General features: G+C 27.2%; 17 protein-coding genes and 1 tRNA gene. 4 read left to right on the forward strand and 14 right to left on the reverse strand.

Annotated features, from left to right (window positions below):
- Positions 1–487: 487 nt before the first annotated feature.
- Together KYD98_RS03065 and KYD98_RS03070 are read right to left on the reverse strand one after the other, a co-directional pair.
- Positions 488–1,489, reverse strand: coding sequence for a GGGtGRT protein (locus tag KYD98_RS03065; RefSeq protein WP_219778118.1), 1,002 nt, complete (start codon positions 1,487–1,489; stop codon positions 488–490).
- A gap of 25 nt (positions 1,490–1,514) precedes the next feature.
- On the reverse strand, positions 1,515–2,207 hold the full coding sequence (locus KYD98_RS03070) for an iron-sulfur cluster assembly scaffold protein (protein ID WP_219778119.1): 693 nt from the start codon (positions 2,205–2,207) through the stop codon (positions 1,515–1,517).
- 239 nt (positions 2,208–2,446) lie between these two features.
- Between KYD98_RS03070 and KYD98_RS03075 the strand changes: the two genes are divergently transcribed.
- Positions 2,447–2,529: transfer RNA gene (locus KYD98_RS03075), tRNA-Leu, on the forward strand.
- A 324-nt stretch (positions 2,530–2,853) separates the two neighbouring features.
- Here the strand turns inward: KYD98_RS03075 and KYD98_RS03080 are convergent.
- The gene (locus tag KYD98_RS03080; protein WP_258049602.1) at positions 2,854–3,099 is read right to left on the reverse strand and encodes a LysM peptidoglycan-binding domain-containing protein; all 246 of its coding nucleotides are present in this window, start codon (positions 3,097–3,099) and stop codon (positions 2,854–2,856) included.
- Positions 3,100–3,718: 619 nt separating this feature from the next.
- Between KYD98_RS03080 and KYD98_RS03085 the strand changes: the two genes are divergently transcribed.
- On the forward strand, positions 3,719–4,648 hold the full coding sequence (locus KYD98_RS03085) for a phosphotransferase family protein (protein WP_219778121.1): 930 nt from the start codon (positions 3,719–3,721) through the stop codon (positions 4,646–4,648).
- A gap of 144 nt (positions 4,649–4,792) precedes the next feature.
- Here KYD98_RS03085 and KYD98_RS03090 read toward each other — a convergent pair whose 3' ends face one another.
- From KYD98_RS03090 to KYD98_RS03135, 10 genes are all read right to left on the reverse strand, one after another.
- A complete protein-coding gene (locus tag KYD98_RS03090) occupies positions 4,793–5,638 on the reverse strand; it encodes a MurR/RpiR family transcriptional regulator (protein WP_219778122.1) in 846 nt (281 codons plus the stop codon).
- A gap of 18 nt (positions 5,639–5,656) precedes the next feature.
- Positions 5,657–5,971, reverse strand: a complete 315-nt coding sequence (locus tag KYD98_RS03095; protein ID WP_219778123.1) for a hypothetical protein — start codon at positions 5,969–5,971, stop codon at positions 5,657–5,659.
- 20 nt (positions 5,972–5,991) lie between these two features.
- Positions 5,992–6,297 (reverse strand): PTS lactose/cellobiose transporter subunit IIA, encoded by a 306-nt coding sequence (locus tag KYD98_RS03100; RefSeq protein ID WP_219778124.1) that lies wholly within the window; start codon positions 6,295–6,297, stop codon positions 5,992–5,994.
- Between the two features lie 185 nt (positions 6,298–6,482).
- Positions 6,483–7,736, reverse strand: a complete 1,254-nt coding sequence (locus KYD98_RS03105) for a PTS sugar transporter subunit IIC (protein ID WP_219778125.1) — start codon at positions 7,734–7,736, stop codon at positions 6,483–6,485.
- A gap of 116 nt (positions 7,737–7,852) precedes the next feature.
- Positions 7,853–8,161 carry a PTS sugar transporter subunit IIB gene (locus KYD98_RS03110; protein WP_219778126.1) on the reverse strand — a complete coding sequence of 103 codons (309 nt, stop codon included), beginning with the start codon at positions 8,159–8,161 and terminating at the stop codon, positions 7,853–7,855.
- 59 nt (positions 8,162–8,220) lie between these two features.
- A complete protein-coding gene (gene murQ / locus KYD98_RS03115; RefSeq protein WP_219778127.1) occupies positions 8,221–9,126 on the reverse strand; it encodes an N-acetylmuramic acid 6-phosphate etherase in 906 nt (301 codons plus the stop codon).
- Positions 9,127–9,393: 267 nt separating this feature from the next.
- Positions 9,394–10,842: an N-acetylglucosamine-specific PTS transporter subunit IIBC gene (gene nagE, locus KYD98_RS03120; protein WP_219778128.1), complete on the reverse strand. Its 1,449-nt coding sequence runs from the start codon at positions 10,840–10,842 to the stop codon at positions 9,394–9,396.
- Between the two features lie 261 nt (positions 10,843–11,103).
- Positions 11,104–11,961, reverse strand: coding sequence for a BglG family transcription antiterminator (locus KYD98_RS03125; RefSeq protein ID WP_219778129.1), 858 nt, complete (start codon positions 11,959–11,961; stop codon positions 11,104–11,106).
- A gap of 572 nt (positions 11,962–12,533) precedes the next feature.
- Positions 12,534–13,154, reverse strand: coding sequence for a hypothetical protein (locus tag KYD98_RS03130; protein WP_219778130.1), 621 nt, complete (start codon positions 13,152–13,154; stop codon positions 12,534–12,536).
- Between the two features lie 434 nt (positions 13,155–13,588).
- Positions 13,589–14,086 carry a spore coat protein gene (locus KYD98_RS03135; protein WP_219778131.1) on the reverse strand — a complete coding sequence of 166 codons (498 nt, stop codon included), beginning with the start codon at positions 14,084–14,086 and terminating at the stop codon, positions 13,589–13,591.
- 339 nt (positions 14,087–14,425) lie between these two features.
- Here KYD98_RS03135 and putP point away from each other — a divergent pair, with 339 nt between their 5' ends.
- Both putP and KYD98_RS03145 read left to right on the forward strand, forming a co-directional pair.
- On the forward strand, positions 14,426–15,901 hold the full coding sequence (gene putP / locus KYD98_RS03140) for a sodium/proline symporter PutP (RefSeq protein WP_219778132.1): 1,476 nt from the start codon (positions 14,426–14,428) through the stop codon (positions 15,899–15,901).
- Positions 15,902–16,393: 492 nt separating this feature from the next.
- The gene (locus KYD98_RS03145; RefSeq protein ID WP_258049604.1) at positions 16,394–18,160 is read left to right on the forward strand and encodes a thiol-activated cytolysin family protein; all 1,767 of its coding nucleotides are present in this window, start codon (positions 16,394–16,396) and stop codon (positions 18,158–18,160) included.
- Between the two features lie 173 nt (positions 18,161–18,333).
- Here the strand turns inward: KYD98_RS03145 and KYD98_RS03150 are convergent, their stop codons facing one another.
- Entirely contained in the window at positions 18,334–18,990 is a 657-nt protein-coding gene (locus KYD98_RS03150; RefSeq protein WP_219778133.1) for a 4Fe-4S binding protein, read from the reverse strand.
- Between the last annotated feature and the right edge of the window lie 438 nt (positions 18,991–19,428).

The following is a 19,428-nucleotide window of genomic DNA, read 5'->3' on the forward strand; positions in this document are numbered from 1 at the left end:
CCATAATTAGCATATAAACTTCCTATAAAAAATAAAACCCAGCACATACACCTTCTAAAAAGTCATACACAGTAGGTCCTAAATATATCTCTATTTTAATAAATCATCAATAAGATTAATTCCAAGAGCTACTGAAAGATGTGTTTTTCCACTCACCTATGGAATGAGAAAAATACTTTAGAAATATAAAAATATATATGATTCTAACTAAATAGTGTTTATTTAAAGATATAATTTTTTATAAAAATTAATATCCCCCACGCAACCCATCCCATTTTTGCGACTTATGCACAGGTTAGGAAATAGGTTAAAGAACGAAATGATAATAAAGTTTCCCAAAAATTAATAAGCTAAAAAGCCCCGTACTAAGCCATTTCTAACTTAATACGAGGCGTATTCCCTATCTATATTTTCCCGAACTTTTTTATGCGTTTGGGTAAATTTTTTGTTAGATTGGGAAGTTTATTTTAATAATACATTGGTATTACTATTTGTTCATACCTTCTTCAACAGCAACAGCAACTGCAACAGTAGCTCCTACCATTGGGTTGTTACCCATACCAATTAATCCCATCATTTCTACGTGAGCTGGAACTGATGATGATCCTGCGAATTGTGCATCTGAATGCATTCTTCCCATAGTATCAGTCATACCGTAAGAAGCTGGACCTGCAGCCATGTTATCTGGGTGAAGAGTTCTTCCTGTACCACCACCTGATGCTACTGAGAAGTATTTCTTACCTTGTTCGATACATTCTTTCTTGTATGTTCCTGCAACTGGATGTTGGAATCTAGTTGGGTTAGTTGAGTTACCAGTGATTGATACGTCAACACCTTCCATGTGCATTATAGCAACACCTTCTCTAACATCGTCACAACCAAAGCATCTAACTTTAGCTCTTTCTCCGTTTGAGTAAGCTTTTTCTTTAACTACTTTAACTTCTCCAGTATAGTAGTCAAATTGAGTTTGAACATAAGTAAATCCATTAATTCTTGAGATTACGAATGCAGCATCTTTTCCAAGACCGTTTAATATAACTCTTAATGGTTCTTTTCTTACTTTGTTAGCTTTTTCAGCTATTTTAATAGCACCTTCAGCAGCAGCGAAACTTTCGTGTCCTGCTAAGAATGCGAAACATTTAGTTTCTTCTCTTAAAAGCATAGCTCCTAAGTTTCCGTGTCCTAAACCAACTTTTCTGTCATCAGCAACTGATCCTGGGATACAGAATGCTTGTAGACCTTCTCCGATTGCTTCAGCAGCTTCAGCAGCCTTCTTGCAACCTTTCTTTATAGCTATAGCAGCACCTAAAGTGTAAGCCCATCCAGCGTTTTCAAATGCTATTGGTTGAGTTTCTTTAGCTATTGTGTATGGATCGATTCCGATTTCTGCACAAACTGCCTTAGCATCTTCCATAGTTTTCATTCCGTACTTTTCTAGTACTGGAGTGATTTGATTAATTCTTCTTTCATAACTTTCAAATAATGCCATAATAAAAATCCTCCTTTACAAATAATTATTTATGTCTTGGGTCTATTAATTCAGCTGCATCTGCAACTCTTCCGTATTGACCTTTAGCTTCTTCTAATGCTTTATTAGCATCCATTCCCTTGCCTATGTTTTCCATCATTTTTCCTAAGTTAACAAACTTATATCCAATGATTTCTTTATCTGAATCTAATGCTACATCTGTAACATATCCTTCAGCCATTTCTAAGTATCTAGGTCCTTTTGCAAGAGTTCCGTACATAGTACCAACTTGAGATCTTAATCCCTTACCTAAATCTTCAAGACCTGCTCCTATTGGTAGTCCACCTTCTGAGAATGCAGTTTGAGTTCTTCCATAAACGATTTGTAAGAATAATTCTCTCATAGCTGTGTTTATAGCGTCACAAACTAAGTCTGTGTTTAATGCTTCTAATATAGTCTTTCCTGGTAATATTTCTGAAGCCATAGCAGCTGAATGAGTCATTCCTGAACATCCAATTGTTTCTACTAATGCTTCTTGGATTATACCATCCTTAACATTTAAAGTTAATTTACAAGCTCCTTGTTGTGGTGCACACCAACCTATTCCGTGAGTTAATCCTGATATATCAGTTACTTCTTTTGATTGTACCCATTTTCCTTCTGCAGGAATTGGTGCTGGTCCGTGATTAGGACCTTTAGCAACTACACACATTTCTTCAACTTCTTTTGAATACATCATATAATTTTGCTCCTCCCTAATTAATAGATAATACTAATATTAAAATCGTATAATAATTACTTTCTTAATACTGTACTGGGCTAAAAAACATCCCAGTGGGATATTACACCCATATATATTCTAGCAAATGATTTAATTTGTAACAACCTTTATTTAAAAATTTTGAAGAAAAGTACCTAAAAAAATATTTCTTGAATTATTTTTCATATTATGCTAGAATAACTATTGTTCGGTAACAAGCCGATATGGCGGAACTGGCAGACGCACATGACTCAAAATCATGCGGGAAACCATGTGGGTTCGAGTCCCACTATCGGCACCATTTAAAAAGAGAAAACCCCTTGAAGTATTGAAACTACTAGGTTTCATTATTTTAAGGGGTTTTGATTTTATCAAAAGTAGTGTAACGGTAGTGCAACCAGAAATAACTTTATTTTTTATTGAAATTTTTTAATATCTATTAATCAATTTATATAGATATATTTATCTTTATTGCATTTTTATGTATTAATTATAAATGAATCTTTATTCATTTTTATCGTTTAAAATACATTTAAATAATAAAATTTTTACTCAAAATAAAAAACACCTACTAAAATTAATTAAGTAAGTGTAATAAAAAATTCTACTTTTATTAAAATAAATTTTATTTTATTCTAAGATCCTCTCCAATATAAATCAAATTTTTGTCTTTAATTTCATTAAGTTCTACTAAACTTTCAACACTAGTATTAAACTTTTGAGCAATTTTATATAAAGTATCTCCTTTAATCACACTATAATAAACTTTATTTTCATTAAATGAACCTGATAAGTCTTTTTCAATATCAAATACATTACATATACCATTAAAAATAGCTCCTGCAACTCTTTCTGGATTATAACCATTCATATCACTTTCGCTATCACAAAAAGCACACTCTATTAGTAAAGCTGGCATTATAGTTTAATTAATTATAATTTAATTTTATTACTAACCATTTTTATTCACTCCTAAAATTTATTTAACAATTCCATTTCCAATTGTTAAATAAATATATGTTTTTATGTTTAAAATTACATAAAAAATAGTAAGGTTATAAATTAAAAATCTTCTTAAAGCGCATTATACAAGCAAATTCTTAAATTCTTAAGTTCTTAAATTCTAAACTTCTAAAATTTTGGTGTTAGTATAATATTGTGGACACGTTAATATTTAGAATATTAAAATATATTTACAATTTTGCCATTCTTAATCCATGAAAGTTTTAAGGATTAAAGAATAACTATATTGTTCCTGCACTCTTTATTTCTAATTTAATCTATAAAATAAAGAGCCGTTACCCGCCCATTTAAATTAGATTCACAAATATTTTTCCAATATATGTTACAATAAACTCATAAATAGTAAATTATTTAAAATTAGTTTTGTTTTATTAAAGGAATGGGATCTGAGTGAATATAATTATTTCAAAATATGAGTCACATGATACTAATATTTTTTCTATTTATATTGAAGAGGAGATAAAGTTATGTATAAAGATATTGAAAATAGATTAGGTGTTAAAATAAAAAATGTTAAAGTTTTAAAATCAGGATGGGCAGGAGAAATTATCTCATTAGAATTTAAAGACAATGCTCAAAAATATGTAATTAAGACCTATAATAGTAGTAAAAATGGACTTGAAAATATAAAACTAGAATGGACAGGACTAAACTTGCTTTACAACGCAAATTATCCAGTTCCAAAGCCAATAATGAGTAACTTTATAAATGAAAAACCTTATATAGTTATGGAAAAAATTGAAGGGGAAAATTTATGGGACTGTTATCAGATTGTATCCAAAGAAGATAAAGAACAATTATTAGAAAAATTTACAAAGGTTTTTTTTGAACTTCATCAATTAGATATCTCGATGGTAGACAAGGAACTTATAAAAAATTCTACAATCTCTTTTATTGAAAAAGAGATTAATGAGATTAAAAAATTATTAGAAGAAAATAAATTAGAATATTTTACTCAAATAATAGATTGGTTACAGAAAGAAAAAGTGAATATTATAAGTAAGAAATTATCTATAATTCATAGAGATTATCATCCTTGGAATGTAATAGTTGATAACAATGAAGAACTCTATGTAATTGATTTACTGTGGGGAATTGGAGACTATAGATTTGATTTAGCATGGACATATACACTAATCGAAAGAAGTGGTTTTGAAAATTTTAGCAAAAATATGTTTAAAAAATATAAAGAGCTGAAAAATGAGAATATTAATAACTTTGAATATTTTAAAGTGTTTTCAACTTTAAGATGGCTAATTAATGTCATGATTTCATTAAAAACTGGTGAGAACCTTAATGAAACAAGAAATAAAGAATTTGAAAATTTTGTTTCCCCACTCATACAAAATGGAATAAAATCAATTCAAAAAATTACTGGCATACAAATAACAATTTAAGTTATCTACTGTCCTTAATAAAATTAAAAACCTAATAAAAATCACATACTTAAAATCAATTATATATATATTAAAAAAGTACCTATAACTTAAATTATAGATACTTTTTTTGCTATATATAATGTAATAAAATTTTAATATTAATTACTTCAGTTTAAGTTCTCCTACCATACTTCTCGTTTCTTTTAAATATTTATCTACAGTAGAAAAATTGTCTTTTGCAACACCTATAAATAATATATCAATAACTGTAAGTTGTGCTATTCTAGATGATATAGCTCCAACTCTTAAATCTTTTTCTACACTTGGGACTTGTATTTTTATATCACCTAATGAAGCAATAGGATTATTCCCAAATTTAGTTATTGTAACACACTTTGCCCCTTTTTCTTTCGCTTTAATAAGTGAATTATATACTTCTTTTGTTTTCCCTGAATAAGAAATTCCTATAGCAACATCACCCTCTGACATATTTGCTGACATTGAAATTTGTGTGTGACTATCTAAACTCATCATTACATTCTTATGTATTCTAATTAATTTATATTGTAAATCCATGCCTATTAATGCAGATTGTCCAACACCAAAAATATATATGTTTTTAGCATTTTGAATAATGTTTACAGCCTCTTCAATATTTTTTTCATCAAGTAATGTAACAGTATCATTTATACTCTGTACATTTTTATTACTTATTTTTAACATTACTTCCTTTATAGTATCATTTGTATCTATATAATCATACTCTACAACTTCATTAGATATACTCTCATCTTTAGCTAAAGCAATCTTAAATTCTTGAAAACCCTTAAAACCTAATTTTCTTGAAAATCGTACAACACTTGCAGCACTTGTTTCCGTAATTGTAGCTAATTGGCTTGCTGAAAATTTATATACTTCACTAGAATTGTTAAATAAATATTCCGCTATCTTTTTTTCAGATTCTGTCATTGTATTATAAATTTGTTTTATTAAAAGTGAACAATTCATATATTACTCCTTTATTATTTATTTTTTTGAATGTGTCTTATCTAATTTTTCTATAAGTAGAGCTTTTTTTATTTGTTTTTCTTTATATATTCCATTATTAAGTTCAAAAAACAAAACACATAAAACCATAAATATAAAAACTAACATTGCCCATATTATAGGATTTATATTTTCAAAGAAAATTTTAGGAATAATAAGAATAAGTGGGGCTGCAAAAGCAATAACCCACCTATTCATCTTAAATTTATTTATTAATTTTCTTGATAAATATATAGATCCTAATACAAACAATATCACTAAAATTATATATACTCCCCATATTAGTATCTTCATATTTTAACCTCTCTTAAAATTTATTTAGTATGAATAACTTTATACATTTCAATCATTTCTTCAACTAAATTATTTTCAGATATTGCATTCATTAATTGATCTTGAGCATGGACCATAAGTAATGATATCTTTACATCTTGTCCATTTATCTCTTGCTGAATTAATTTAGTTTGAGTATTATGCGCTAATCTTAATTCTTCTTTTGCCTTAGTTAACAATTTTTCTGCTTCTTCAATATTATTTTTCCTTGCTTTAGTAAGAGCCTCAAATGTATATCCTCTTGAATCTCCTGCATGTGATATTATTTCAAATATATCTTGTTCCATATAAATTCTTCTCCTTGTACTTAAAGCCTTTATTTAAATTGTAGTAAATATTCTTTATTAATATCTAATAATTCATTGATAACTGCTTCCTCCTATTATTGCAATCTTTAATCCTTCCATAGAATATTCCTTAAATATCTAAATACAGTATCATTTAAAATGTTTCTGTATTTTTAATGTTGCTTTTATTCATTACTTTGCAATCCTTCTTGAATTAATTTCTTTTCATATGCTTTAAAGAATGGAAAGTATATTACTGTTACAATTAATATATTTATTAAAACTAAAACTATTGCTCTCCAATCTCCACCAGTTGCAAGATAAGCTCCTATCGGTGCTGGTAATGTCCAAGGTGCCATTACAACTGGTTTTGCTACTAAATTAAGTGCCATTGCAAAATAGCTTATACATCCAGTAATTAAAGGTCCAACAATAAATGGAATAACTAATAACGGATTTAACATAATTGGAGCACCAAATATTATTGGTTCATTAATATTACAAATTCCTGGTATTAAACTAACTCGTCCAACATCTTTTAAATATTGTGATTTTGAGAATAACATTAAAAATACTAATCCTATTGTTGCTCCTGAACCTCCAATCCATATAAACCATTGAAAAAATGGTTCTGGTGCAATATTAGGTATTGCTTGTCCTGATGTTTGTGCTGCTGCATTTGCATCAAGCATAGCTAGCCATATTGGTCTTGCAACCGTACCAACAACAGAATCTCCATGTATACCACACCCCCATAAAAGCGTAATAAGTAATACTGGTACTAAAACACCTGGTAATGAATTTCCCGCTGTTACTAAAGGCATAAAAATCTTTAATATATTCCCTTGAATATCAAAATTCAACATATCTCTTATTATCCAAATTGGTATAATTATAAATGTAGCTGGTATTAATGCTGCAAAAGAATTAGCAACAGATATAGGTACTTCTTTTGGCATTTTAATAGTAAGATTTCTTTCTTTACAGAATCTTAAAGTTTCTACTGCAAAAATTGACATTAAAATTGCTACAAACATGCCTGCTCCACCTAGATTAGATAAAGGCAGTACCCAACCTTCTGGATCAAAATTTAATGGTATACTTGTAAGTAGAAATGCTGCTAGTCCAAGACTTCCACCTGACAATGGATCTAATTTATAAGATTTTGCTAAATTATAAGCTATACCAAATGATGCATATACTGACATTATTCCCATGCTTAACCTATAAGGAAACATTATTTGATTGACATATGGTTTTACTAGTTCTTTTAACCAAGCATTTGGTGGCACTGCAATTACTAAAAAGAAACTACCTACAATTATTAAAGGTATAGTAGATACGATACCATCTCTAATAGCTTTCAGATGTCTTTGTTCTGATACCTTTGTCATTGGTGGTACTAAGTATTTTTCTAACCAGTCAAAAAATTTATTCATTTAATATTCCTCCTAGTTAATATAAATTCTTAACTTTAAACAAAATTATAATTTACCTTATACAAAAATTCTTAAAAACATAAATTCCTAACGAATAGGATATAATCATTTTTTATTTACTTAGAATATTTTTTTATTTGTGCAAGAACTTTTGCACCACCTAGTGGAGTGTATCCCATTGGAACAATAGTATCTATAACTAAATTAAATTCAGCTGCTTGTTCTTTAAATGTACTCAATCTATGTCTTACTTGAGGAGCCACTAATGCTAGATCATAATTCCCATCTTTTATTTCATCATAAAATTCACCTGTACCAACAGCTTTAATTTCTAAAGCAAACCCTTCTTTATCTGCTTCTTTTTTAATTGCCTCTACCACTATTGCACTAGACATTCCACCTGAACATACCATTAAAACTTTCATAAAATTGCCCTCCATTATTTATATATTATTTTATTTATTAACCCTTAAGAATTAATTATTTAAACGTTTTCCAAAGCTTTATATATATACCCTTGATTTTTATTTAATAATTCCTTAGCTGAGACTTTATCCAAACTACTTTCAATCATGAAAATAGATAATTTAACATCATAATCAGTTTCTTTTAAATATTGTTCTGCTACATCTCTAGAAACATTTGTAGCCATCATAACTATTCTTTTAGCTCTTTCAACAAGTTTAAGATTTGATGCTTTTACATCAACCATCAGATTATTATAAACTTTTCCAATTTTTATCATTGATGCAGTAGATAACATATTTAATATCATTTTTTGAGCACTTCCTGCCTTCATTCTAGTAGATCCCGTTACAACTTCTGGGCCTGTAACTGCTTCTATCACAATATCTGCATGCTTTGATAAATCTGAGTCTTTATTACATGTAACTGCTACTGATACTGCTCCTAGCTTATTTGCATACTCAATTCCACCTATAACATAGGGTGTTCTTCCACTTGCTGCTATTCCAACTAATACATCTTTATTTGAAAAGTTTATGGCTTTTAAATCATTTTTACATTCTTCTTTACTATCTTCTATACCTTCTTTTGCCTTAAACATAGCATCTTTTCCACCAGCCATGATAGCATGTACCATTTCATCAGATACTCCATACGTTGGTAAACATTCTACCGCATCTAAAACTCCTAATCTGCCACTAGTTCCAGCCCCTATATATATTAGCCTTCCACCTTTCTTTAAAGCTTCTGTTATTTTATTAACTGCTATTTCTATTTGTGGTATTTCTTTTTCAACTGCACTAGCAACCTTTTTATCTTCTTCATTAATCATCTTTAATATTTCAAAAGTTGATACCTTGTCTATATTAACTGTATTGACATTAATGCTTTCGGTAATTAAACTTTCAAGATTAATCTTGTCCATTAAACCCCCTCCTACTTCCTTATAATTCCAGTGTATGCTTTTTGAAATATAATGTCAATATTTTTATATTTCAATGAAATATATTTTCAAGCAACGTTTAACTTGTATTTTACCACTACTATCTTATTTATAAGAAGTGTTATATTTTCAAATAAATATAAAAGCACTTACTCAAATTAAATTCTTTTTATAATTTAAAAATTTAATTTAGCAAGTGCCTAATATAATAATTTTTTTATAATTTCATAAAATATTAATTAAACTATTTTATCTACATAACTTTCTAAATTCATCTGCTACGAACTGTACTTGTGTACCTACAATAACTTGTAAGCTTGTTTTACCAGGTCTAATTATTCCTGATATTCCTGCAGATTTGATAACTTTTTCATTTACTCTTGATTGATCTTTAATTTCTAAACGCAATCTAGTGACACAATTATCAATAGATGTTATATTTTCTTTTCCTCCAACACCCTTTAATATAATAGAAGCGACTTCAGTAAAATCATTATTTGAAAGTATTGCATCTAATTCTTCATTTTCATCATCATCTTCTTCTCTACCAGGTGTATTTAAATTAAATTTTACAATTGCAAAACGGAATACTACATAATAAATAATAGCGAATACTAAACCAATTGGAATTATTAAAAGTGGATTAACTGCCATTGGAGCTTTAAAGCTTAAAAACCAATCTACAAAACCTGCACTAAAATTAAATCCTGATCTTACTGGTAATAATGTACATACAGCTACAGAGATACCTGTTAAACCAGCATGGATTAAATATAAACCTGGTGCTAAGAACATAAATGCAAACTCTAAGGGTTCTGTTACACCTGTAAAGAAAGAAGACACTGATGCTGCTAATAATAAACCATATGCTATTTTTTTCTTATTGTCTTTAGCCGTATGATACATAGCTAATGCACCTGCTGGTAAACCAAACATCATTACAGGGAAGAACCCAGTCATATACATACCAGTTACTCCTTTTGTTCCAGCTCCAGTAGTAGACCAGAAGTTACCGATATCATTAATTCCAGCTACATTAAACCAGAATACAGAATTAAGTGCATGGTGAAGACCTGTTGGTATTAACAATCTATTAAAGAATGCATAAATACCAGCACCAATAGCACCTAAAGAAATAATTGACTTACCAAAAGCTACTAAAGCTCCATAAACAAAAGGCCATATAAAGAATAATATTATAGCTGCAAAAATTGATTCTAAAGCTGTTACTATAGCAACACATCTTTTTCCACTAAAGAATCCTAAAGCGTCTGGTAATCTAGTATTTTTAAACTTATTATAACAACTTGCACCAATTAAACCTGATAAAATTTCTATAAATTGTGTTTGAATTTTACCAAAAGCTGCTGGTACTTCTGCCACATCAATATGTTTAAACATTCCTACGGCAGCTGGAGATAATAACATTGTAATCATAAGCCATGAAACTAGTCCTGCAAGTCCTGCAGTACCATCATTATCATCTGACATTCCAACACCTACACCAATTGCAAATAATATTCCCATAGAATCAATTAATGCACCACCTGCTTTTATTAAAAAAGCTGAGGCTACATTATTTGCTCCCCATCCAGTGGGATCAATCCAATAACCAATACCCATTAATATACTTGCTGCTGGTAAACAAGCTACTGGAAGCATCAAAGATTTCCCTAATTTTTGTAAATACTTCATCATAATAAAATTCCCCTTTAATTTTTTAATTTATTTTAAAAATGCATTTTTAATATTCTAATTAATTTTTTACACAAAAAAAGCTGAAAAGAACAAACAAAAGTTATCCTTTTCAGCTGATGCTCGAATTTAATCGGTGACACGCCAATAATCATTCCCTATATTTATCATTTTTTCTATGTTTTTATAATACCACATCTTGTAATCGTAATCAATGATTTTTTATAAATTTTTACTTTTTTATTTTTATACAATAAATCTGTTTTAATTATTTTTAATGGTAGATACTCTAAATCTTTCTATATGCATTGCTAAATAAGCAATCTCATCTTCTGATACATTTTTTTCCAATCTTTTTTCTAATATCTTAGATACATCTTTTGATATACTATATGATAATCTATATTTACATTTTATTTCTCTTATAAAATCGTTTTTTACCGGAGAATCCACCAGCATTCTCCTAATTGCAAATCTTACATGCGTAGCAAACCTTGCATAATCAAGAGAATTTTTATCTATTTTTATTTTTAACTTTTTTTCTACATATTCAATTATCATATTAATTAAATATGCATTTTTTATAGTATTTGATAAATTTCCTGAGTTTCTTGCTGAATGAATATGTAATGCTATCATTCCGATTTCATCATCTGGTATCATTATATCCATTTCATTATTTAATATTTTAGCTGCTTTTTTAGCTAAAATATATTCTCTTTGATAAAGAACTTTAATCTCCATAAGAAATGGATTGTCAATTATTTCATTATTTTTAATTCTTTTTATAGCATAATATAAATGATCTGTTAGCCCTATATGAATTCTTTCATCTAACTCCTCATTTAATTCTTCTGATATTAAGATTATTATTCTTTCACACATAGTCAAAAAGTCCTCATCAACTTTTTCAACTACTTGTTTAAAATTTCTTAAATTATCTTGATCTTCAATAACAAATATTTTTTCTACCTCAGTTCCTTCTTTAATCTTATCCCCAAACTTTTTACCAAATCCAATCCCTCTAGAAAACAATATTTTTTCTTTTCCATCCATTCTAATAGAAACTATATTATTATTATAAGCTTGTACTATAACTCCAGAATTAACAATTGTTTTCATAGTCTCACCTCTCTTATATAGTCTTTTTATTTAAATTAATAAAATATATGTTATATTACATATATTAGGTTTACTTAACAAAAATATAAAAAATCTTCTATTTTTAACAATATCATATTGTTTAAATTTACTAGATTCATGAAATTACCCCTGTATAAAGCATATAGGGCAAAAATTAAAGATATTCAAGAAATTTCTTATTTTTATAACGATTTTTATACTGTTTAATACAAATATGTCTTATTATAACATACTATTCTATAAATAATAACGATTATTATTTAATCTATTAAAAGTCCTTTTTATTAATAATCTTTAAAATACATATTTATATAATCTATATTACATAATTTAATTTAAAATTTTTTATATTTAATATTATTAAATATTTTATATTGAATAATATATAAATAAACTTTATAATAGAAAAAAATTGCTGATTAACTGTAAAATATAAATTTTTAACCATATACTCATTCAAAAATATAGTCTCACATATCAATAAAAACTCTGTTAAGTAAACATAGCTTTTAACTATGTAACTTAACAGAGTTTTATTCAATATTTATTAATTATTTATTTTGTTGGACATTAGGGCAGCTTTGTGTTGTTTGTTGTGTTGGGCAAGCCCCTTGACAATTTTCATTTTGACTTTCTATAACTTTAATGTTTGTACATTTATTTTTTATATCTATAGAATTATTTGCTGAGTTTTTACAACTATTATCACATGAAGTATTAGAAGAAGATTTTGTACAATCATCATCACATGTATTGCATGAATCCTTTACATAAAAGCTTGTACAATTAGTATTACATGAACCATCAGTACAGTAGTTGTTTGTAGCACTTTCATCTTCTACTTCATTTGTATCTGATGTTACTGTTTCTTTATTATCACTATTAGATTCTATTTTTACTTCATTAATATCATTCTTTTCTTTAATAGTTTCATTACTAACCTCAGGTGCTGTTGTCTCTGTAGAGTCTATTTTTTGATCATTATCTGATATAGCTTCTTGATTAACCTCTGTATTTATATCTTTATATTCTGTATCACTTTTAATATCTTGTATTGCTGTTGTATTTATTTTTTCTATGCTTTCATCTTGAGTAAAAGCAAAGGCTGTTGTTGCTCCAATTAATAAAGTACTAACTATAGATAGAACTATCATAAGTTTCTTTCTATTCATATTAATTCTCCTTTTAATTTTAAATTTAGTAATTTTTAAAATTACTTTACTAGTATTTTTAATATTGAAGTTGTTGCTTGTTTTATGTTTCTCAACTTCATGACCTTATTATAATTAAAAGTTTTAGTAAAATATATAGTTGATAACTGGACAATCTAATATAAACTTCCTACATATCCTTAGATTTTGTTACAAAAATTGTTCTAATTTTAACATTTTTTCTAATTTTTATTGATTTATTTTTAATATAATTCCGCTTTATCCATTTTTTATTCTAATTAAATAATCTTATTTATCATTAAAAATAGTAAAGATTCTTGATTAATATCTTTTTTATTACTTCTATGATCTTTATATCTATAATAGATTTTGTAAAAAATAAAAGCACAAAAGTAGAAATTTATACTTTTGTGTTTTTATTAGAATCCTAAATATTATTGAACATTATACATTCCTTTACTTTCCATATATTTAAATATAGATTCTCCATGTTTCTGTTCTTCTTTTTGTATATGATTTAATATATCACGTACTTGAGTATCTCTAAATTCAAAAATTGTAGTATCATAAGTACCTGAAACATATTTTTCTGTCATTAACAAATCTGAGCATATCTCCTTATCAGATAAATTATTTTGTGTTGATTGAGAATTGTTCATATTTGTTCCAGAATTTTGATTTTGTTGTTGATTCATATTTTGCCCTGAATTTTGGTTTTGTTGTTGATTCATTTGAGGAACAGTACCACTTAACAATTGATTAATAGTGTTAAGATGAGTCCTTTCAATTTGTTCATTTGTTTTACATATTTGCTGTAATTGAGTATCTGTTGCTTGATTTGCATAATTAGAATACTTATCTATACAAATCTGTTCATGACTTTTTTGATCTTGTAGTAACATTCTTTCTTTTTGTGTTAAAGTTATTTGCAAAATAAACACCTCCTAGATTTATTTTGCATTATTTTTATTTTTTTATACAATTAGATACTAAACTAATGTTTTTTGTATTGTAAATAACTCTTAGTAAAATATTATGACAAAATTAATTATATTGTCGCATTTTTATTATTATGTTAATATATTCTTATCGTTTTTAAAAGAAATCTATTTTTTTAATATATTTATTCTAATTAAGTTAATACCTTTACAATCTTTTATATAATTTTTATAAAAAATTATATCCTTGATTAATAATATCTAATTAGAATCATATATATTATAAATTTTCTTTTAAAATACTATTACAAATATTTGAAAGGAGAATTATATATGGAACATTGGTCGATTATTGCTATAGCAGTGTACATATTTATATTACTTTTTATAGGCTATTATTCTTATAAAAAAACATCCAATATTTCTGACTATATGCTTGGGGGTAGAGGCTTAGGTCCTATAGTTACAGCATTATCTGCTGGTGCAAGTGATATGAGTGGTTGGATGATTATGGGACTTCCCGGTGCCGTTTATTTAACTGGTATTTCTAGTCTTTGGCTTGGAATAGGATTAACAGTTGGAGCCTATTTAAACTATTTATTATTGGCTCCAAGATTTAGAGTTTATACCGAAGTTGCAAATGATTCCTTAACAGTTCCAGATTACTTAGAAAATCGTTTTAAAGATACTTCTAATATGCTTAGACTTATATCTGGTATAATAATACTTGTTTTTTTTGTACTTTATGTTTCCTCTGGAATTGTAGCAGGTGGTAAATTATTCTTAAATACTTTTGGATTAACATATACGATGGGGGTAATAGTTACCTTAGCAGTAGTTATTCTTTATACATACTTTGGTGGTTTTTTAGCCGTAAGCCTTACAGACTTTTTTCAAGGAACTCTAATGTTTATTACGTTGATTATGATACCTGTTGTAACATTTATGAATATAGGGGTAGATCCTGGTACTTTTGTAAATAAAGTAAAAGATATTGATCCATCATTATTTGATATATTTAAGGGAACGAGTTTGGCTACTATTATCAGCTTTTTAGCTTGGGGACTTGGATATTTTGGTCAACCACATATTATTGTCCGTTTTATGGCAATTAAATCACCAAAAGAATTAAAATCTGCTAGAAGAATAGGTATTAGTTGGATGGCTATAGGTCTTTTAGGTGCTGTTGCAAGTGGTCTTACCGGACTTGTATACTTTACTGAACATAAAAGTCCATTAAGTGATCCTGAAACAGTTTTTCTTCGTCTTGGTGATATTCTGTTTCATCCATTTATTACGGGAATAATACTTGCTGCAGTACTTGCTGCAATCATGAGTACTATTTCATCTCAACTTTTAGTTTGCTCAAGTTCTATTACAAAAGATTTTTATTTAACATTTCTTAATAAAAAAGCTTCAGAAAAGCAACAAATGTTAATAGGAAGATTATCAATTTTAATAGTTTCAGCATTTGCAACGGTACTTGCATATTTACCAAATAAAACTATACTTGATATAGTTGGGCAAGCATGGGCTGGCTTTGGTTCATCTTTTGGACCAGTACTTTTATTAAGCCTTTATTGGAAGAGAATGACTAAATGGGGTGCTTTATCTGGAATGATTATTGGTGGATTGACGGTCATAATATGGATTCTTTCTGGTCTATCTGTATATATATATGAGATGATTCCAGGATTTTTATTATCATTTATATCTATTGTAGTTGTTAGTCTTATGACTAAAAAACCAGATGAATCTATTAATAGAGATTTTACTAATATGGAAGAAACTTTATCAAATATAAAGTAATCGAGATTATTAATTTCTAACTACATATTGTATTCAGTTAAAGATTATCTTTAATTATAATGCTAACATAGAACTATTGGATTACATCTAATAGTTCTATTTTTTATTACTATTTCTTATTATAGATTATTTTTTACTTGTTTGTTTTATTATTTTATATTTTTGCTTATTCTAATTTGCATAATACTTTAATTATAAATAGTAAGAATATTTTACTATACTAGCATTAACAATTATTAACAATTTAACAAATAGTTTCTTTTGTAATTATAAATATGCATTGTATCTATTAAATTTTTAGTATTATTAGAATATTTTTTTGTATATGTGAAAATCTAAGCAAATAGTTGCTTTATCCCAATAAATATATTATTATTTAAACTGTTCTGATATTTATACGAAATTTGTAAAAAAATGATTTAAATTGGACCTAAATATTTTTTAGTTTTATATATTTAACAGAACACATACTAGTATAGGGGGGAATATAAAATGAAAACTACTAAAAAAATTTTGGCCTCATTAGCACAAGGATTATTAGTTGTTATACTTCTGAATGTATTTGTTAATTACAATTCAAAAAATAATAATGTTTTATTAGCAAATACAAATGAAAAAAATAGTTCAGTAGAAACACCTAATAATGAGACCTTAACCTCTAATAATGCTGAAATAAAAAACGAAGAAAAAAAAGCTACTAATTTAACAGAAAAAACTACTGAGGAAAATGTAGTAAGTGACGCTACAGAAATAGACGAAAATTCATTAAATCCTGATAATGTACAAGCTGTAGAAACAATAGAAGAACCTATTGTAGAAAATACTCCTATTATAAGAGCTACTTTAGAAAATGATCTTAATGATATTGATAAAAATATTTATGGTCTATCTTATGATCCAAATGAAATTTTATCATATAATGGAGAATCAATTGAAAGTTTTGTTCCAGCTGAAGGATTTGAAAATCCCAATAAATACATTGTAATAAAAAGAGAAAAGAAACGTATTTCAGATTCTAATTCTGATATTTCTATTATAGATTCAGTAAATGATAGAACATATCCTGGTGCAATACAACTTGCTAATAGAAATCTTGTAGAGAATAAACCAAATTTAATTTCTTGTAAAAGAAAGCCTATAACAATAAGTGTTGATTTACCTGGAATGGGTGAAGATGGCAAAAAGGTTGTTAATTCTCCAACATATTCTAGTGTTAACGCTTCAATAAATTCTCTATTAGATACTTGGAATACTAAATATTCATCTAGATATACTATCCCTACAAGAATGAGTTATTCTGATTCTATGGTATATAGTAAATCTCAATTATCTACTATGTTTGGATGTAATTTTAATATTTTAGGTAAATCATTAAATATAGATTTTGACTCTATATTTAAGGGTGAAAAACAAGCTATGATAGTTGCCTATAAACAAATTTTTTATACTGTAAGTGTAGATGCACCTGAGCATCCATCTGATTTCTTTGGTGATAATGTAACTTTTAATGAATTATCATTAAAAGGAGTAAATAAGAATAATCCACCTGCTTATGTTTCAAATGTAGCATATGGTAGAACGATTTATGTAAAACTTGAAACAACTTCTAAAAGTGCAAATGTAAAATCTGCATTTAAAGCATTAATATCTAATCAAGATATTAAATCCAATGCTGAATATCAAGATATATTAGATCAAAGTTCATTTACAGCTACTGTTCTTGGTGGTGGTGCTAAAGAACATACAAAAGTAATCTCTAAAGACTTTAATGAAATTAGAAACATTATACAAGATAATTCAGTATATAGTCCTAAAAATCCAGGTTATCCAATTTCATATACAAGTACGTTTTTAAAGGATAATAGCATTGCATCTATAAACAACAAAACAGAATATGTAGAAACAACTGCTACAGAATATACTAGTGGAAAAATAGTTCTTGATCATAGTGGTGCTTATGTTGCTCAATTTGAGGTTACATGGGATGAAGTAAGCTATGACAAAAATGGGAATGAAATAATAGAACATAAAGTTTGGTCTGGAAGCGATAAAGATAGAACTGCACATTTTAATACTGAAATATATTTAAAAGGAAATGCAAGAAACATTTGTGTTAAAGCTTGGGAATGTACAGGCCTTGCATGGGAATGGTGGAGACAAGTTATAGATGCTCAAAATATACCACTAGTAAAAGAACGAACATTCTCAATATGGGGTACAACATTATATCCAAAAAAATCAATTGAACCTGAAGTTTAAAATAATAATATAAAAAGTGGACACGTCACACTTTCATTAATATTTTATAATATACAATTAATGAAAAGAGAAGGTTAACAAATTTTAACCTTCTCTTTTTTACTCACTTTATTTTATGCTATATTTTAAAATACGCTTTATACTACAATGTAAACATTCACTAAAACATAGACTTATTTTAAAGTAATTTTATCATATCCGATTGCTTTTTTAGGACATGCTATTGCACATTTACCACATTGTATACAATCAGGATGATTTAATATATCACCTTTATATTCATAAGGAACTATTCCTAACGAACAGTGCTTTTCACATACTTTACAAGATACACATGAAGATGCTACTTGTAGCACTTTTTTATTTTTTCTAAACTTTGATATAACTGATGCTATAGTTCCCATAGGACAAAAATGACACCACGTTCTATGATTATAAACTAAAGATAATACTATACCAATTATAGTTGTTACAACAATCATTCTATAAAATACCATACCAATACCATATAAGTTTCCTAAGTTTTGTTTAATTCCAATACCAAACATAGACATCATAATAACAAGTACTATAGCTCTAAAATAATAAGATTTTAAAAATTTAGGTACTTTTCTTTTATTACTAAATTTAGAAACTATATTATCATAAAAATTTCCTCTTGGACATAAATTTCCACACCAAAATCTCCCTTTGAAAATTGAAACAATTACTGGTGCAATCATACATATAACAGCAGCTAATGCAAATCTTAAATCAATTAAACCTAATAATATAAAAGCTATTAATAATATAAATGAATACTTTTTCCATACTTTTAAAAACTTGTTCATTAAAAATCCTCCAATTCACACATTATCTTAAATTATCTATTTCTTTATCTATTCTTATTAGTTATCTTCTTTATTTTATTAAATAAATTTATATTTATCTGTAACTTTCTTACTCACAAAAAGCATTTAGCAATGTAACTAATTCTATTTTTATAGAGATTTTCCATATTCTATTTCCTCCTAAAAATCTATTTTATATTAAATGTTTTTAACTATTAAAATTTATATTTAATCTTATATAAATTTTAGTAATCTGAAATACTATTTTTTTAATTTACTTCTATTCATTAATTATTTCTTCGTTCCCATGTGTTTATTATAAATTAATCTGTTATATATTTATGTGACTTAATCACATGAAACTTTTTATAACTTCACTCATTTCCAAACCTAGTACAGGACTAATTGTGAACATATGATTATTTTTTATTCCTTAAG

It is taken from the genome of Clostridium weizhouense (assembly GCF_019431045.1).
GTDB classification, from domain to species: domain Bacteria; phylum Bacillota; class Clostridia; order Clostridiales; family Clostridiaceae; genus Clostridium; species Clostridium weizhouense.

Excerpts from the sequence above, each read along its gene's own strand:
- KYD98_RS03070 (WP_219778119.1), bottom strand. The coding sequence starts at position 2,207 with ATGATGTATTCAAAAGAAGTTGAAGAAATGTGTGTAGTTGCTAAAGGT.
- KYD98_RS03100 (WP_219778124.1), bottom strand. The coding sequence starts at position 6,297 with ATGGAACAAGATATATTTGAAATAATATCACATGCAGGAGATTCAAGA.
- KYD98_RS03150 (WP_219778133.1), bottom strand. The coding sequence starts at position 18,990 with ATGAACAAGTTTTTAAAAGTATGGAAAAAGTATTCATTTATATTATTA.
- KYD98_RS03110 (WP_219778126.1), bottom strand. The coding sequence starts at position 8,161 with ATGAAAGTTTTAATGGTATGTTCAGGTGGAATGTCTAGTGCAATAGTG.
- KYD98_RS03085 (WP_219778121.1), top strand. The coding sequence starts at position 3,719 with ATGTATAAAGATATTGAAAATAGATTAGGTGTTAAAATAAAAAATGTT.
- KYD98_RS03125 (WP_219778129.1), bottom strand. The coding sequence starts at position 11,961 with ATGAAAACAATTGTTAATTCTGGAGTTATAGTACAAGCTTATAATAAT.
- KYD98_RS03105 (WP_219778125.1), bottom strand. The coding sequence starts at position 7,736 with ATGAATAAATTTTTTGACTGGTTAGAAAAATACTTAGTACCACCAATG.
- murQ (WP_219778127.1), bottom strand. The coding sequence starts at position 9,126 with ATGGACAAGATTAATCTTGAAAGTTTAATTACCGAAAGCATTAATGTC.
- nagE (WP_219778128.1), bottom strand. The coding sequence starts at position 10,842 with ATGATGAAGTATTTACAAAAATTAGGGAAATCTTTGATGCTTCCAGTA.
- putP (WP_219778132.1), top strand. The coding sequence starts at position 14,426 with ATGGAACATTGGTCGATTATTGCTATAGCAGTGTACATATTTATATTA.
- KYD98_RS03090 (WP_219778122.1), bottom strand. The coding sequence starts at position 5,638 with ATGAATTGTTCACTTTTAATAAAACAAATTTATAATACAATGACAGAA.
- KYD98_RS03065 (WP_219778118.1), bottom strand. The coding sequence starts at position 1,489 with ATGGCATTATTTGAAAGTTATGAAAGAAGAATTAATCAAATCACTCCA.
- KYD98_RS03080 (WP_258049602.1), bottom strand. The coding sequence starts at position 3,099 with ATGAATGGTTATAATCCAGAAAGAGTTGCAGGAGCTATTTTTAATGGT.
- KYD98_RS03130 (WP_219778130.1), bottom strand. The coding sequence starts at position 13,154 with ATGAATAGAAAGAAACTTATGATAGTTCTATCTATAGTTAGTACTTTA.
- KYD98_RS03145 (WP_258049604.1), top strand. The coding sequence starts at position 16,394 with ATGAAAACTACTAAAAAAATTTTGGCCTCATTAGCACAAGGATTATTA.
- KYD98_RS03095 (WP_219778123.1), bottom strand. The coding sequence starts at position 5,971 with ATGAAGATACTAATATGGGGAGTATATATAATTTTAGTGATATTGTTT.